Origin of the sequence: Sphingobacterium sp. 18053, assembly GCF_902706145.1 — a bacterium.
Taxonomy (GTDB): Bacteria; Bacteroidota; Bacteroidia; order Sphingobacteriales; family Sphingobacteriaceae; genus Sphingobacterium; species Sphingobacterium paramultivorum.
On sequence record NZ_CACSJW010000003.1, the window covers coordinates 551,551 to 566,810 of the forward strand.

9 protein-coding genes and 1 pseudogene are annotated in these 15,260 nt (G+C 39.2%); 2 read left to right on the top strand and 8 right to left on the bottom strand.

Features of this window, described 5'->3' with window-relative positions:
• Positions 1–29: 29 nt before the first annotated feature.
• A pseudogene (gene nhaA / locus GVK91_RS09065) lies at positions 30–860 on the top strand (Na+/H+ antiporter NhaA); the annotation flags it as partial.
• A gap of 353 nt (positions 861–1,213) precedes the next feature.
• Here nhaA and GVK91_RS09070 read toward each other — a convergent pair.
• From GVK91_RS09070 to GVK91_RS09080, 3 genes are all read right to left on the bottom strand, one after another.
• A complete protein-coding gene (locus GVK91_RS09070) occupies positions 1,214–1,552 on the bottom strand; it encodes a hypothetical protein (protein ID WP_159728060.1) in 339 nt (112 codons plus the stop codon).
• 149 nt (positions 1,553–1,701) lie between these two features.
• Complete coding sequence (locus tag GVK91_RS09075) at positions 1,702–2,565, bottom strand: SDR family oxidoreductase (protein ID WP_159728062.1); 864 nt, start codon at positions 2,563–2,565, stop codon at positions 1,702–1,704.
• 92 nt (positions 2,566–2,657) lie between these two features.
• Positions 2,658–4,772, bottom strand: coding sequence for a catalase (locus tag GVK91_RS09080; protein ID WP_159728064.1), 2,115 nt, complete (start codon positions 4,770–4,772; stop codon positions 2,658–2,660).
• Between the two features lie 301 nt (positions 4,773–5,073).
• Here GVK91_RS09080 and GVK91_RS09085 point away from each other — a divergent pair, with 301 nt between their 5' ends.
• A complete protein-coding gene (locus GVK91_RS09085) occupies positions 5,074–5,625 on the top strand; it encodes a ferritin-like domain-containing protein (protein WP_159728066.1) in 552 nt (183 codons plus the stop codon).
• A gap of 293 nt (positions 5,626–5,918) precedes the next feature.
• Here the strand turns inward: GVK91_RS09085 and GVK91_RS09090 are convergent, their stop codons facing one another.
• The 5 genes from GVK91_RS09090 to GVK91_RS09110 form a co-directional block, all read right to left on the bottom strand.
• Positions 5,919–6,281 carry a hypothetical protein gene (locus GVK91_RS09090; RefSeq protein WP_159728068.1) on the bottom strand — a complete coding sequence of 121 codons (363 nt, stop codon included), beginning with the start codon at positions 6,279–6,281 and terminating at the stop codon, positions 5,919–5,921.
• A gap of 31 nt (positions 6,282–6,312) precedes the next feature.
• Positions 6,313–6,669, bottom strand: coding sequence for a hypothetical protein (locus GVK91_RS09095; protein ID WP_159728070.1), 357 nt, complete (start codon positions 6,667–6,669; stop codon positions 6,313–6,315).
• Between the two features lie 309 nt (positions 6,670–6,978).
• Entirely contained in the window at positions 6,979–10,965 is a 3,987-nt protein-coding gene (locus GVK91_RS27610) for a LamG-like jellyroll fold domain-containing protein (RefSeq protein ID WP_159728072.1), read from the bottom strand.
• A 246-nt stretch (positions 10,966–11,211) separates the two neighbouring features.
• Positions 11,212–14,379 carry a sensor histidine kinase gene (locus GVK91_RS09105; protein WP_159728074.1) on the bottom strand — a complete coding sequence of 1,056 codons (3,168 nt, stop codon included), beginning with the start codon at positions 14,377–14,379 and terminating at the stop codon, positions 11,212–11,214.
• A 9-nt stretch (positions 14,380–14,388) separates the two neighbouring features.
• A complete protein-coding gene (locus GVK91_RS09110) occupies positions 14,389–15,123 on the bottom strand; it encodes a LytTR family DNA-binding domain-containing protein (RefSeq protein WP_159728076.1) in 735 nt (244 codons plus the stop codon).
• Positions 15,124–15,260: the final 137 nt, after the last annotated feature.

A 15,260-nucleotide genomic window follows, 5' to 3' on the forward strand; every position in this document is an offset into this window, starting at 1 on the left:
TAAATAATCGAAATACGGTAATCTAAACTGTATTCAAAAACTTTTTTAAATCGAGCAATGCCGGTGGCATTCTATTGTTCATTTGTGTTATTATATCGCTTATCATTGCCAATACACCAGCCGGTTCAGCGTTACAGGATGTATTAGATACCAAGATAGGATTTGAATCCGAAACATTACACCTCAACTATAGTATTTTGCTCTGGATAAACGATGGCCTAATGGCAATTTTTTTCCTGTTGGTTGGTCTGGAAATAAAGCGCGAAATAGTCGAAGGTGAACTTTCTTCACCTAAAAAGGCATCACTGCCAATACTGTGCGCAATAGGTGGAGCAATTGTCCCAGCTATCATTTATTTAAGTTTCAATGCAGGCAAAGAGACTTCCGCTGGATGGGGAATTCCAATGGCCACCGATATCGCATTTGCACTTGCGGTAATAGGCATGCTGGGAAATAGAATACCCGCCAGTTTAAAAGTTTTTTTAGTTGCCCTTGCTATCGTGGATGACCTTATCGCTATTTTAGTGATTGCCTTTTTCTATTCCTCCGGTATCGAAACCGCTTATCTGCTATATGCAGGAATCGGTATGATCGTATTGATCATAATGAATAGGATGAATATACAGAACCCCTATTTATATCTAATTCCTGGCGTGTTTATCTGGTATTTTATCCATCACTCCGGAATTCATGCTACTATAGCAGCTGTACTCGTAGCGATGACCATTCCGACCAATGCCACTGATCAGGAGTCTCCTCTGGAGCGGCTTGAGCACGCCTTGGTAAAACCGGTCAATTTTCTTATCATTCCACTTTTCGCTTTTGCAAATACCAATATTACCCTAGAGAGCGAAGAACTTATTTGTAAATTGCCGCAAAAAATTTTCCACATTTATTCCATATATGGTTGAAAGTGTACTTTTTTTTATCGCCCCTATAGATAAATTTATCGTTCACCCGATAAATTTTATTTACACACGAGAAGAAAAATCACTTTTGACTATTAGATAGTTCTCCTCCATTCAGTCGGAGTGAATAAGAATAATAATTGGGTATACAATCAATATTTCTCATATAAATCTAGGTTGTTTTTAATTTCAAAGATACTACTGCGATAACATAATACGGTTTTAATCCCTTCCATATGTAGTTCGGAGAACTTCCTTATCGATTCGTTTCTTGATATATATTAGCGAAAGGTTCTCCGATGCCCCTACGTTTTTAAGGTATCCATCGCTAGGTTTACAATCGTCATTAACTCTGTTGTATTTGTAGCGGCTCGCAGTTTTATTAGATAATCTTGAAATAAATTTCTATTATTTTCATTTTTTGTCTTCTTTATCAGATATAACAAAGCTTTCTCTATGTATCCCTGAACTGCACAAAACTGCTTGTCCAAAGAACCAAGATGCTTCGAGTATGTTTCCCCATGCTCCATAAACATAACATTCTGCATGTTGCAAAGATGAGCTCCATTTTTATTCCGATCGCAATTAAAAACCTTCATTATAAAGCGCTCATATTTGGACGCTATAACATATGTATTATCCATTTTTTTAATTTAATGGTCGAGATATTTCGAAAATTATCCAGGCCGTTTTTGTATTAATAGAGGTTGGAACTATTATTTAAAAACTAAATAATAGTATAAAAACCGAATACAGATCAAATGGCAGTATAAATATATATAATGACCTCTCCCTAACCATTTACGATTTCTCCACCATTGGGATGTAAAACTTGACCGCTCATAAAATGTGAATCTTCGCTAGCTAGAAATAAAAAGCTTGGTGCAATTTCATTTGGCATTCCTGCCCTTTCCATGGGAGAGTCGCTTCCAAATTCAGCGTTCTTTTTAGGATCAAATGAAGATGCTATCAATGGTGTCCATACCGGACCTGGGGCAACAGCATTGACCCTAATTCCTTTAGCGATAAGATTTGCTGACAAACTTCGTGTAAAAGAAATTATGGCACCTTTTGTTGCAGAATAATCTATCAACTTTGGACTACCCCGATAAGCAGTCACCGAGGATGTATTAATGATGCTTGCTCCCTTCTTAAGATAGGGTAGGGCATATTTCGTAATCCAGAAATAGGAAAAGAAATTATTCTGAAAAGTCTTGATTAACTGCTCAGTGGTAATTTCTTCAATTGATCCTGTTTCCCAATGAAGCCCCGCATTATTAACAATAATATCAACTTTCTTATGCGTTTTTATCGCAATTTCAATTACTTTTTTACAGTGATTTTCTTTTCCCAAATCACCTTTAATCAGCGTACATTTTCTAGAAAAGGATTCAACCTCCTTCTGGGTTTGTTTTGCATCTTTTGTTTCACTAAGATAGGCTACAACAATATCAGCTCCCTCCTTCGCAAATAACAAAGCTACGGCTTTCCCGATGCCGCTATCTCCTCCGGTAATTAACGCTACCTTATTTTTTAATTTTCCTTCTATAGGATACCTTAATGGAGAAGTGTCAGGAACTGGTGTCATATTTATTTCCAATCCCGGTCGCTTTTGCTTTTGCAATGGTCTAATTTTTTTACTTGCTACTTTTTTCATGCTACTTCCTTTAAATAACAACAAACAATATGCGATTTCCAGAATATGTAAGAAACAAATAGTCCTTCTACCGAAGAACTATTTGTTGTATATCAAGAAGGTACCTTTCTGGATTTTTCTCTCTCCCAAACACGGTGGCCTTTCATTACCGCTATAAAATCTTCTGTTAAATTGTCCTTGCTTTCGAAAATAACGCCTTTATCTTTTTTAATAAATGATCTTTCAGCTAACTCTTCAGCACCTTGTGCAAATGCCAGGGCCTTACAGTGTCGGTAACCTTCATTGATAAAATGAAGGTAATCGGCATTTTCCGCAAGAGTTTTGACCGATTCGCCTGCTGCTGTGTAGAATGCATCGTAACAAACTGATGACTCCGTAAGATAGGAATGTTGGATATCTTCTTCTGTCCCTTCCTTGAACCGGATCTTTCCTACATGAGATGCGATTAGCACTGCTTGCGCCCCTTCCCTTTCGAGTGCTGTTTTCATTTTATCTATGGAGGATTTGCTAGCTCCATGATCAACAAGAAAAGCAACCTTTCTGCTCTTGATTGTACCCTCGCCGTCTTTTACTTTCATACTCAAAGCAGCAGACTTTTCAACGTCGGGTTTGACTGGTTTAAGCGGATATTCGGGATGGTTCTGACGTGCAAATTTGAGGGTTAAAGGATCAAGTTCTTTTGGCGGTGTAAGCCCGAGGTTTGAACCAACATTTTTTGCTAATCCTTGGTCTATCTGGTTCAAAATAGCCAGTTCTCGCTTTCGTATATTGACATCGTTCACTTTCGAAAGCTCAAAACTCAAGGCATTGACCATGTGGTCCTGTTCTTCTGGACTCTGTGAATTAAAAAATAGTCTTGCTTGCGTAAAGTGATCTGCAAAGGAATCTGAGCGAGCCCTAACTTTTGCACCCTCGATAGGCTGCTTGTGGGATTCAAATCCTACCCCATCATTAAGCATTGCATGATAAGGGCAACCCACAGCCTTGCTGTTAGGGAAATAACTCACAGCACCTTTAGGAATATCAGATCGCGCAAAACCATCTTTTTGGTTATTGTGTTTACCCGTCACTGGACGATTGATAGGAAGCTCATGGAAATTTGGCCCACCTAATCGGTAATTCTGGGTATCCATGTATGAAAATATCCGTCCTTGCAAAAGTGGATCATCCGAAACATCTATACCCGGCACTAACCTTCCGGGGTCAAAAGCGGCTTGTTCAGTCTCTGCAAAAAAATTCTCGGGGTTACGATTTAGTGTCATCGTTCCGATAATCTGAACGGGCACCAGTTCCTCGGGAATAATCTTTGTCGCATCAAGAATGTCAAACGAATATTTAAATTCATCCGCTTCAGGAATCAATTGAACACCGAGATCCCATTGCGGAAAATCGCCCCTGTCAATAGCTTCATAGAGATCCCTTCGATGAAAATCAGCATCAAATCCTGAAATCTTTTGGGCTTCGTTCCATGCCACTGAATGTACTCCTAATCTCGGTTTCCAATGAAATTTAACGAATGTGCCTTTTCCTTCGGCATTCACAAATTTAAAAGTATGGACACCAAAACCTTCCATCATCCTTAAACTCCGGGGTATCGCACGGTCCGACATAGTCCACATGATCATGTGTGCAGATTCGGGCATCAGCGATATAAAATCCCAAAAGGTGTCATGCGCAGATGCCGCCTGCGGCATTTCGTTGTTCGGCTCTGGCTTTACGGCATGGACGAGATCTGGAAAGTTCATCGCATCCTGAATAAAAAAAACAGGAATATTATTCCCCACGAGATCGTAATTACCTTCTTCGGTATAGAATTTAACAGAGAAACCGCGTACATCTCGGGCAAGGTCGGTAGAACCTTTGAAGCCCGCTACGGTAGAAAATCTTGTAAAAAGAGGCGTTACTGTTCCTTTTTTTAAAAATGCTGCGCTTGTATATTGGGATAGGTCAGCTGTTGCTTCGAAAATACCATGCGCTCCCGATCCACGCGCATGAACGACACGTTCTGGTATACGCTCACGGTCAAAATGCATCAGCTTATCAAAATAGATATGATCCTGCTGTAATGATGGTCCCCGCTCACCCGCCTTTAATGTATTGTTGTTGTCGGAAATAGGCACACCATCATTGGTGGTCATAATCTGTTCGGAATTGTCCACTAAATGCTGCTCAATCTCAGCAGTTTTTAAGTTCTTTTCTTTTTTCATATCCAATTCTGTTTTGGTTTATACTAGTAAGGAGAAAAATATATTATCGATTCGTGCAAAAATTATATAGGAGCCTATCCTCTTCCCTATTGGTAGGCATTAATTCTTATAAGCTGTAATATCCATGATGTGAACAAAGCCAAAGTCTGAAAGGTTTGGTCGGTATTTACATTTGCCGTTGAGGACTGGATTTGAGAAAACACCTCTGCCTTTTAAATAAGTCAAGCACTTGATTTCTTTTATTGAACTAAAAGCGTCTAGGATCGGTTATTAAATAAGGTAACAACTATAATTTTTTATTATGGCTACGACAAAAGCTGTACAGGCAAAAAATGCCACAAAAAAAACTTCCGGCCAAACCGGAAAAATGAAAGACAGTGAATTTCACGGATTTTTCGTCAACGAATTAAAAGATATTTATTGGTCGGAGAAGCATCTGGTCAAAGCGCTGCCCAAAATGCAAAAAGCGGCTACCAGCGAAGAACTTGTAACTGCATTTGCAAAACATACACAAGAAACTCGGGCACATATCGAAACGCTGGAACAGGTATTTGAACTATTGGAAGAAAAAGCAGTCGCAAAAAAATGTGATGCTATGCAGGGTTTACTAGACGAAGCTAATGCGATTATAACTGATACAGAAAAAGGAACATCAATAAGGGATGCCGGCCTAATCCTTGCCGAGCATTATGAGATTGCGACGTACGGTACGCTCCGCACATTTGCTGAAACGATGAACCATCAGGATGTGGCAAAATTACTCCAACAAACATTGGATAATGAAAAAGCCACTGACGAAGCGCTGACCGCCCTCCCTGAGGGCTTTGTAAACGACCAAGCTGCTGAGGAATAGTTAATAAAATATAAACTGTGACCTGATCATCGGAATTCTCGAAGACATAGGTTCGGAAATAACTTTAAAAAAGGGAGGTCATATATATTGGTCCCCCCTTCCTATAGCCTGTGGAAAGTGCTTGTATTTCTGAGAAAGAGAATTATTCATTAATCATTCAATTTAGTTCTTCAGTTTTCTAAAAATCGGACTTGCTGTGCCCATATCCAATGCTTCCATATCCACAAGTTTCAATGATTTGACCATGTGTAGCGTGCCAGTCTTATACTTTTGGAAATGTTCGGTTTTTAAAGCTATTTCAATTTTAATATGAGTGTATCCGTTCTAGATTTCATCTGCACGGTATTAATCAACCTTAGCTCCAAAGATGTATCGGACAACAAATAAGATACTAGTGAATCGTACCTTCCGTAGTTTTGAAGGACATCCTCTTTGTTGTTTTTAAATTTCCTAACTTGAATATAATCAAGAAGTGTAGCATTTGATGGCACATGATATATCCTCAATTTATAATTCTGTTCAGGAACATCAAACTCTGCCAGACGATTTACCTCAATGTCAAATAATGAGAACGTTGACATTTTATAAATGACAAAAACAATTGCAACAAATACAATGGTCAAGAAAATCAAACCGAACCTATTTTTTCTTTTCATAATAGCTGAATCTTGTTATAATATCATTCAGTTATATATAAGTTTTATCAACATGGGTATAGGATTGCAATCCTTCAGAGCCAAACACCGTTTTAACTGTGCCTATTTTTGAGCAGGCATTTTCAAAACACCCGTCATCCAATGCCTCTTGAATAGCTTTACGGATCGTCAAATGGGATAAATCCGGCACGATAATCATATCGGAAGCCCAGAAATAGGAAGCCTCATCACGTTGCATCAACATCGCTATGTTTTTTAACGTAAACAAAGTAGCAACATATACGTCGTCATTACTCAGGATAATATGAATATCGATATTGTCATTAAAAATATCCACTACTCGATGAGTAAAAAATAATTTGAACTGCACTTCTCGCATAATGATCATCGTCAATTTGGCTATAAAAAATGAGATTTATTCTTTGTCTAATTTCAATAAATTATCCATTCAAGCCAAATTAAAAATAGAAAGGATGACAACCACTAATAGTATTTAGACATTACGGGATACCATACCGACATATGAACCGGCGGTTGATCCGGCCATATTACTCTTAAAATACCGAGCCATCACCCGGTAATGAATATTTTTTTGTGCTAAATACAATCTTTGGATCAGTGAACCATAAATGAATTCCTTTACCGAATTTGACTACAAAAGTACAAGTAATCAGTGACGAGTGATCAGTAATGCATTTTAAAAAGGAACCATGTTCAATTGAAAATCTGTAGTTTTCCAATCATTAAACGCAACCAACAAATCGCTATTTACTTGCAATGGAATACTTTGAGTATTTGTTGATTTTATGTTGTCCTTTTCTCTAGCTACACTTGCTATGACTGAAACGTGGTTTACAGCTTGATGATTTCCTATTCTACATACACTTAAATCCGGCGAGATGGTAATATCCATATCTAAATTTGCTACTAAAGATAAACCCTTAATCGTTAATGCTCTAATCTCTTCGTCTACTATCCTACTGATAGTTAAAGAAATATCCTTATTTTGCTGTGTCGTTAATCGCACTTGTGAGTTATCCGCAGTTACCAGTATGGTATCCACGTCTCCTATGTTAGTTTTTATATTTTCCAATTTTATCATAGCGCCGTTAGGCATCATACTATTGAAAGTATACGTGCCGCTTGCTGTTCCTCTAATCTTTCGTGTTAAATTCTTTCCTGTCGGAAGTAAATATGCCCCTGGCACTAAGTAACATGGATGACTACCAGGAATTTCACTATAAATCTTTCCATTGATATGCCCTGCTTTTAAACCTAACTCATCGGTGATCTCAATATCTGCAGGGCTCAGCATAAAGTCCATTGCAAAGCCCAATACACCAAACGGTCCATTAAATGGCATATCATGATCAGCAAGTGTAAAGGCTCCGTTGGACATAATGCCAATCGTAATCTGCTTGTCTAGCCTAAATCCTGGCTTTTTATTATAGGTATAGGTTAATTTACCATCTACGGTACTAAACTCTAAGAAGCAGTCTGGATTGGTTTCGTTGTTACAATCATAGCAGTATAATTTAACGCCATCCAAGCTGTTTACGGTACTCAATGCATCTGCTGAAAGCTTAGGACCAGTATGACCTTTTGGGTATACAAATCTATAAGGATATAAACAATGAGAATCGCTAAGTTTATCAAAATATCCACTGTCCCATACTTCACCTGCTGGTATAAAAAACAATAAAGGCGTATTATTCCGATCACAGCCTCTAAGGAAAGTTGTCTCAATTGAACGAATCGCATAATCTACATTATCGGCGAAAGTACGACCCCAATCATGAAAATGAATCAAAGATTCTTTGCTTAACAACTTTCCATGTATAGCGGTTAATTCTTCTATGATGTCTGCTTCCTGAATACCTGTAATATCCACATTATTTGTCCAAAGGTTATCAGCAACTTTAGCGGACATGGCTGTACAGAAACCCGTCGCCAATCCTCCATCTCCTTTACCTTTTAAAAAGTAGGTATAAAATACAAAGAAAGCGGCTGTTAACATCGGATGACCAAATATTGGGTCGAAAGATTCATGCCATACCTCACTTGAACCAAATGTCTTTTTAAACGTATCAAAGCTTGGCTTTCCTATATTCGGATTATGGAATGATAGGTTGTTTTTGCCAAAACGATAGGGTATTTCTAAAACTCCAGCTTGAGAAACACTACGTTCATTACTAAGCATACCATCTGGATTTCTGACCTGTACTGAAACTAAAGATGAATTCCCTTGATTAAGAAAACCTATCATAGTAAATGTTAACTCTTTGCCAGAGGCTGCCACTTCTGCTGCAATACTTTGATTATTAATCAGTACCGATGCTCCCGGCACAAATGCTCTACCTCTCAATATTGTTGAAACTCCAGGCATCATCTGATCGGCAAATACGTCTAATTGCGGTTTTATTCGAATATTTACCCGATTGCTTTCAAAATTATCGGCTACTCGAAGTATAAATAATGCTTTAGAACCTCCCGAAGTATCCAACGGTAAAACGACATTCATACTTCCATCAGCGTTTATATGATGCTGTAGTTCTATAGAACCATCAAAAATAACTTTATCTGAATTCGCAAAAGTAGTTCCTTTTATCACAATTGTATCTCCTGGAAAAGCCTCATATGTACTAACAGATGTAATAAATGGTCTTGTTAACTGTTCATTCCAAGCATCTAAAGAAAACTGAAAAAACTCATTAACACCATCTAAGCCATGATTATAGCCCGCGTGTCCGTCATACCCCCGTTGTCCGTTTGCACCAACATCGCCATTGCGCGCATTATGACAATAATCTTTATCATTTCCACTTCGACCACCCAATCCTCCATCGCCCCCTAATGCGCCTGCACCTCCTTGGCCCGGCTGTCCTCCTTGATTCTTCCAACGAAAGCTGTTGTTGGTAACCGTTCCTTCCAACGTACCCTGCAATACACCAATGCTGATATTACCACCATTTCCGCCATCACCGCCGCGACCACCATCGCCGCCATTTCCACCATTTCCACCGCGACCACCATTTCCCGCATTTTTTTTACATTCATTAATTATTGGCCAATATGTACCCACACTTCCTCCTTGCCCATTACCTCCTCGTCCTCCTCGTTGACCAACACCTCCTGTAATGCCATCTTCTCCATTTAAATCTATATTTGGTAAATTGGTCATGTTCTTAATCCACATTTCTAAGGATGGCGCCTTTCTGCCATTTGCTCCAACTATTCCAGCGGCTCCTTTCCCTCCATAACCTCCAGCATACCCACTTCGTTGATCTTGATTGAATTCACGTTGTGCTGTATTATGATTTGGGATCCCATCTAAATATGGATCATCAGCATGCCCTTGGGTATAACCTCCGGGTCGTCTCCATGAAATCTCTGCATTAGGACCACATATCACTTCCTCTGCCAAAATTATAAGCTTATCTACATCTGCAGACACTTCTAATCTACAATTTGTCAAATCCAATTTCTTAGCAATAATTATAGCTTCATTTTGTGATATGATATTTAAGGTGTTAAAATGATAATCCAAGGTTCCCAATTGTTGCCAGTTTTGAGGTTTATTTCCTTTTAGATTTTCTGTAAATAGCTTTTTATCATAAACAAATAACTGACCATCTTTTTTAGTGAACATATTCAAGTTTTCATGAGCTCCCTTTACTTCGCCATTCGCTAGCTTTTTGTTCAATTTCTTCACCTTACCAAAACCTGCCTTTTTTTCTTCTAGCGGTCCTTCTTTCAAGATTTTTATATAGTTTATGCTATTTTTATTGGTCAGCTCTGTTGCCATTAAGCGACGTTTAGTTGCCATATCAGCTTTGATCAGGTCAACACCCAATGTTGCCCAATGTTCAATAGGCTTAAATACAAAACCAGGTTGAATCCATATATTGCCCTTTTGTATCGTTCTATTTGAAGTGAATTTCATTGTTCCTAGTGAACTTAAACTTTCTACGCCCGCCGCATTCATAAACTGTTTAACACGTTGTAGTTTTTTCCTAGCCTCATAAGATTCATAATTTACATGAACGACAACACCCTTTAATGCTTCGGATAAGGTCTTCTCCAATTCTCTGGAATACTTGAAATCTTGTTGTATGGAAGCTAATGTGGATACACCAGCACTCACATTAATCTGACCGATTGTCCCCTTAAATGTCGAGTCTTCACTTTTCAATGAAGCCCCCACTCGAAATACACTAGATGAAGCATCTTTAAATTCACCTGCAATTTTTTTTCTTGCTACGACCTGATTATCTATCTCTAAATACGTTTCGCCACTTTCATCCCGATATAACCGAACCATCTGAGGGCTTCCCTCAACGAGTTTCTGCGTGCTTTTTAATTGACTCTTTTCTGCCGTTGTTTCTATATCTGCCATCAAAAATCCAGCTTCATCAATGTAAATTGAAACCAGTAAATTATCAGACTCTATAAGCATTTGCTTATTCCCATTTATCGAATTAGGGTTGACCATCGCTTCTATGGTAAATGATTGCAATTCTCTTGAATTAACAAACATATCCATATCTAAATATCCACCGTTAACGCTAAAATCTCCATTTGTGGAGGTGAGCTGAATGTCTCCTTTCAATTTTAACGAAGATGAGGTGCCAACATCATTAAATACCGCATTTCCTGTGGTTTTTAATACAATTAATTTTTCCATAACTTTTATTGTTTAAAGAATGAATTGGTTCCTCTCTCTTCTAGTGGACGGAAAAGAATCAAAATATTGTAACGATCAGATTAAAGTTAAGTTTAAAAAAAACCTTTACAGACTATCAATGAGTAAGTGACGGCAAACTCAGTGTGAATAAGGAGAATCAATTAGGGAACAGCTGTTCAACCGGTCAACCGTAACTCGCCACCAAGATCTCGGCACTCGTCAGCAGTATCAAAAGGAGATAATTGCCTATAAAGGAAGCGTGATAGTAATCCTGACAGTAAAATCTTCCTCATCAGGTTTTTTGTCAATTGTGAGCGAAGCGGATTCTGCTGACTCATCACTACTGAGCATACGTAATCGTTCTTGTACTCCTTTTAAACCAAAGGAAGTACTTTTGAAATTGTTATTTCCAGTTTTAGGAAACTGATCAAAACCAACACCATTATCCAGAATTTCAATCCTAATTTCTTTTCCTTTTAAAGCTGTCCGGATCAATATCTTGCCTTTTTTGTCATGGAGATGCCTCATACCATGATGTACGGCATTTTCGACAATTGGCTGAATCAGCATCGATGGAATCTTTTTATTGCTTTTGATTAAGCGCTCATCCGATTGAATGCTATAGGTAAATATATGATCGAAACGTTCTTGCTCGAGATCCAGATACAGCTTGACCAATTGAAGTTCGGAAGCGATGGTTACCTTGGAGAATTGAGAATTCTCAAGTACGATACGGCTCAAAGTGGCGAATTTCTGAATCAGCTTGCTGGCCTGTACGGCATCATTTTCGACTACATAGGCCTCAATAGAATTCAAAATATTGAAAATAAAATGTGGATTCATCTGCGAACGAATAGCTTTCAGTTCACTCTCATATAATTGTTGCCGGAACTCTGAGGCCAATTTTTTTTCCTTTTCCATTTCCAGTATCTCGCTCTGCTCCCTGATCTTGCATTCATTTTGTTTCAACTCATGCTGTAAGGTTAGGCTAAATTCCTGTTGCATCCGATTAATTTTCCACTGGTGTGCAAGTCGATAGATCAAAATCAGTACTACTGCAAGAAAAACAAAAGACACCAGACCGATTTTAAACCATAAACCTTGATACCACAACAGTTTTACAGACACAGGTATATCCAGTTGTGCTTTCGACCAATTTCCATCCTGGTCCCCCACTCGAAGGACAAAACGGTAATCCCCGCCTGCAATATTGCTGTAAACAGCCTGTTGAATTGCGTCTGAATCAATCCATTCCCGATCAACCCCTTCTAGTTTATAGCTAAAACGTAAGGTCTTGTCCGCAAGCTGGCCGGGTACAGCAAACTGAAAAGAAAAGGTATTTTCATCAGGCTGGAGCGCAATCTTTCCATTTACAAGCCGATAGGTATTATCGCGGTTCAATATCCTGAACGCGCTTATAACGGGGGGCATATTTTCAGTTTTATTTCCAATCTCGGCCATCGGCCCTTTGATCAGACCTTTATCCGTCATCCAAACCAATACATCCGAATCAAAATAAAAACTATGGGTCGAAAATCGTTCGGGCGGGAATATGCCTTGACCTGCTCCCAATTGTAAAAACGTTTTGGACGTTGGATCAAAAATCATTACTCCATCTCGAGTGTTCATCCAGATTCGTCCTTTTATATCATTTTTTAGGGTATGGGCATAAAACAAAGGGAAACGATTACGGTCATTAGCCTGTAGGAAACGTGTTTTCCCTGGCTGTTCAACAATCATCCCTATACCCTGTTGGCTACTGCTGTACCAAAAGTGGCGATCGATATCCAAAAGAAAGGAAAACACGGTATTGGCAGCAAGACTTTCTCCAGACTGCCGCTGATGCTTGAAATTAATAAACTTCATATTCACCTTATCCACTACTTTAACTGCACCGAAGCCATCCATTCCTAGCCAAAGAGAGCCAGAACTATCCTTTCCTAAGGTGATTACTTTATGATCAATAAGACCATTCTCTTTATTGTACAATACAACCCTATTCGTAGAAAGATCATATTGATATAATCCTGAGTTCCAGGAGCCGATCCATAGGATATCTCTTCCCTTTACTGAATCCCAAATCACACTATTGCAGTCGGCTCGTTCAAGACCAAAAGAGTTTCCTACAATCTTTAACGCCCTAAGCTCTTTACGCACCGTATCAAAAACATAAATCCCGCTGTCTACGGTCGAGATATAAATATAAATCCCTATAGCCACAAGTTGGCTGATCTTAAGGTTATTTAGGGAGAAAGCTGATAAACGTAGCTGAAAATCTGGCGATAATTCACCAATCTGAGCCTTGGAGACATACCACTTCTTGTCACCTACTTTTAAGATATGCTGAATAGGGTCAGTTTTAGCGGGTATGAGGTCTTTAATTAAATTAAACTTTTTCGAATAATAAAATAGCCCATGATCTGAACAGATAAAATATCCTCCCTGTATGGATACAATACGGTTAATTTTAACAGCCGATCCCTCTGGAACAGCCCTGTTCCACGGTATCTCAACAACCTCCTTATGATATAGGTCATAACTGTACAGTTTGCCCCCACTATGGGCTGCCAATATTTTATTCTCTTCTGAGAAAAAGGAGACATCAGCGATATTGTTATCATAGTGTGCAACATTAGGACCAATACCAAGAATATTTCGCTGTTCAATCCGCTTTTTTTGAGGCAATAACCGTATCAGATCATGATTATAATAGGCGGCAAAAACCTGCTCCCCTGCTCTACAGATTCCCGTGACCGCATTTTCACCCTTGTTTGACAGATCATAATGAACTGTCTTCCCAGAATTGGGTTCGTAAGAAAATAAGCCATGATAGCGCGTACCTATCCACAGAATCCCATGCTGATCTTCTTGGATGCAGAAAATAGTTACATAGGCTGCCGGTGCTAGTTTTACCACTGATATGCGTCCGGATACCGGATCCAGAATCTGCAAGTCTGTTTCTTGCCCACCAAAAAACACCTTACCTCCTGACTCATGAACAGCATAAAGCTCATGTTTCTCAACATCTCCGCCAGCCACTTTGGCACTGTAGCTAGTCCAGGCCTCATGCTGGGGTTTGGACCGATTATAGCATACTAGGCCCCGGTTATAGCTCGCGACCCAGATCTTGTTATTACTGCCTATGCTGAGATTTCCCAGATCATACGAAAAATCTGAATGTTGCGTAAAACTAACAGGGAAAAAGGTATTCCCATCGAAATAGCACAGGCCCTTTCCCGTTGTAATCCATACCAATCCTTTTTCATCGACAGCGGCATCTCTGATTTTGTCACTGGGAAGTCCCTCGCGACTCGTAAAATGGAGAAAGTTATAAATCCTTTCCTGTGCCAGCCCCCGCGATAAGGTAACCATCACAACGACAAATAGCCGAATCAATAACTTTACGTTAGCCATAACTGCAGGTTAAGTACGGGATAACAATTCCATGAGCAGGCTTTTTTTGGTTGGGGAAACTTCTAGCTCTGATCCGTCCACAAGCTGTAAAGTGCCCCCTTCCCCTTTCTTATAGCGAATTACACAACTAAGATTGACGATCGTGCTCCGGTTGATCCGCAAAAAACAATCAGCATCCATCAATCCTTCAAACTCTTTCAATGTCCTGGAGACAATGATCTTGTTACCTGCAGAGAAATAGAACACCGAGTAGTTACTCATCGCTTCGATTTTGACGATCTCATCTTTTCTTACAAAATAAATACCTTCTGCAGTAGACAGGGCCAACCGTGATGCAGAACTACTCCCCACATGAATACCCTGTTTCTGGCGCTGTTTTTTCCGTTCAATCCGTTTGGATAATTTTTCAATTGCAGCCGTTAGTTCATCAGGATCCACTGGTTTGAGTAGATAATCCAACGCATCCGCGCGCAGGGCTTCAATGGCATATACATTATAGGCGGTGACAAAAATAACCTCGAAATCGATATGGCCGAGATTCTCCAAAAACTTAAATCCATCCATCAGCGGCATTTCGACATCAAGAAAAACAATATCAGCTCCAATAGATGAAAGTTCCTCCAAGGCAACAAAGGGATCGTTAAATATCCGTTCGACAGAAAGCCTATCAGAAAAAGCGCTGAGCTTATGCTGGAGAAGGGTAGCACCTTTCAACTCATCGTCAATAATGACTGCCTTGATCATAATTTATTTCGTTTACATTGACACCTTCGAAAACAATCAAATAGTTATCTTAAATATACGATATATTCAGCATGCTATTGCACTTTCGCTCCATTCCCGACATCTATGTTAAAAAGATAGCGAGTAGTTTACCCCTT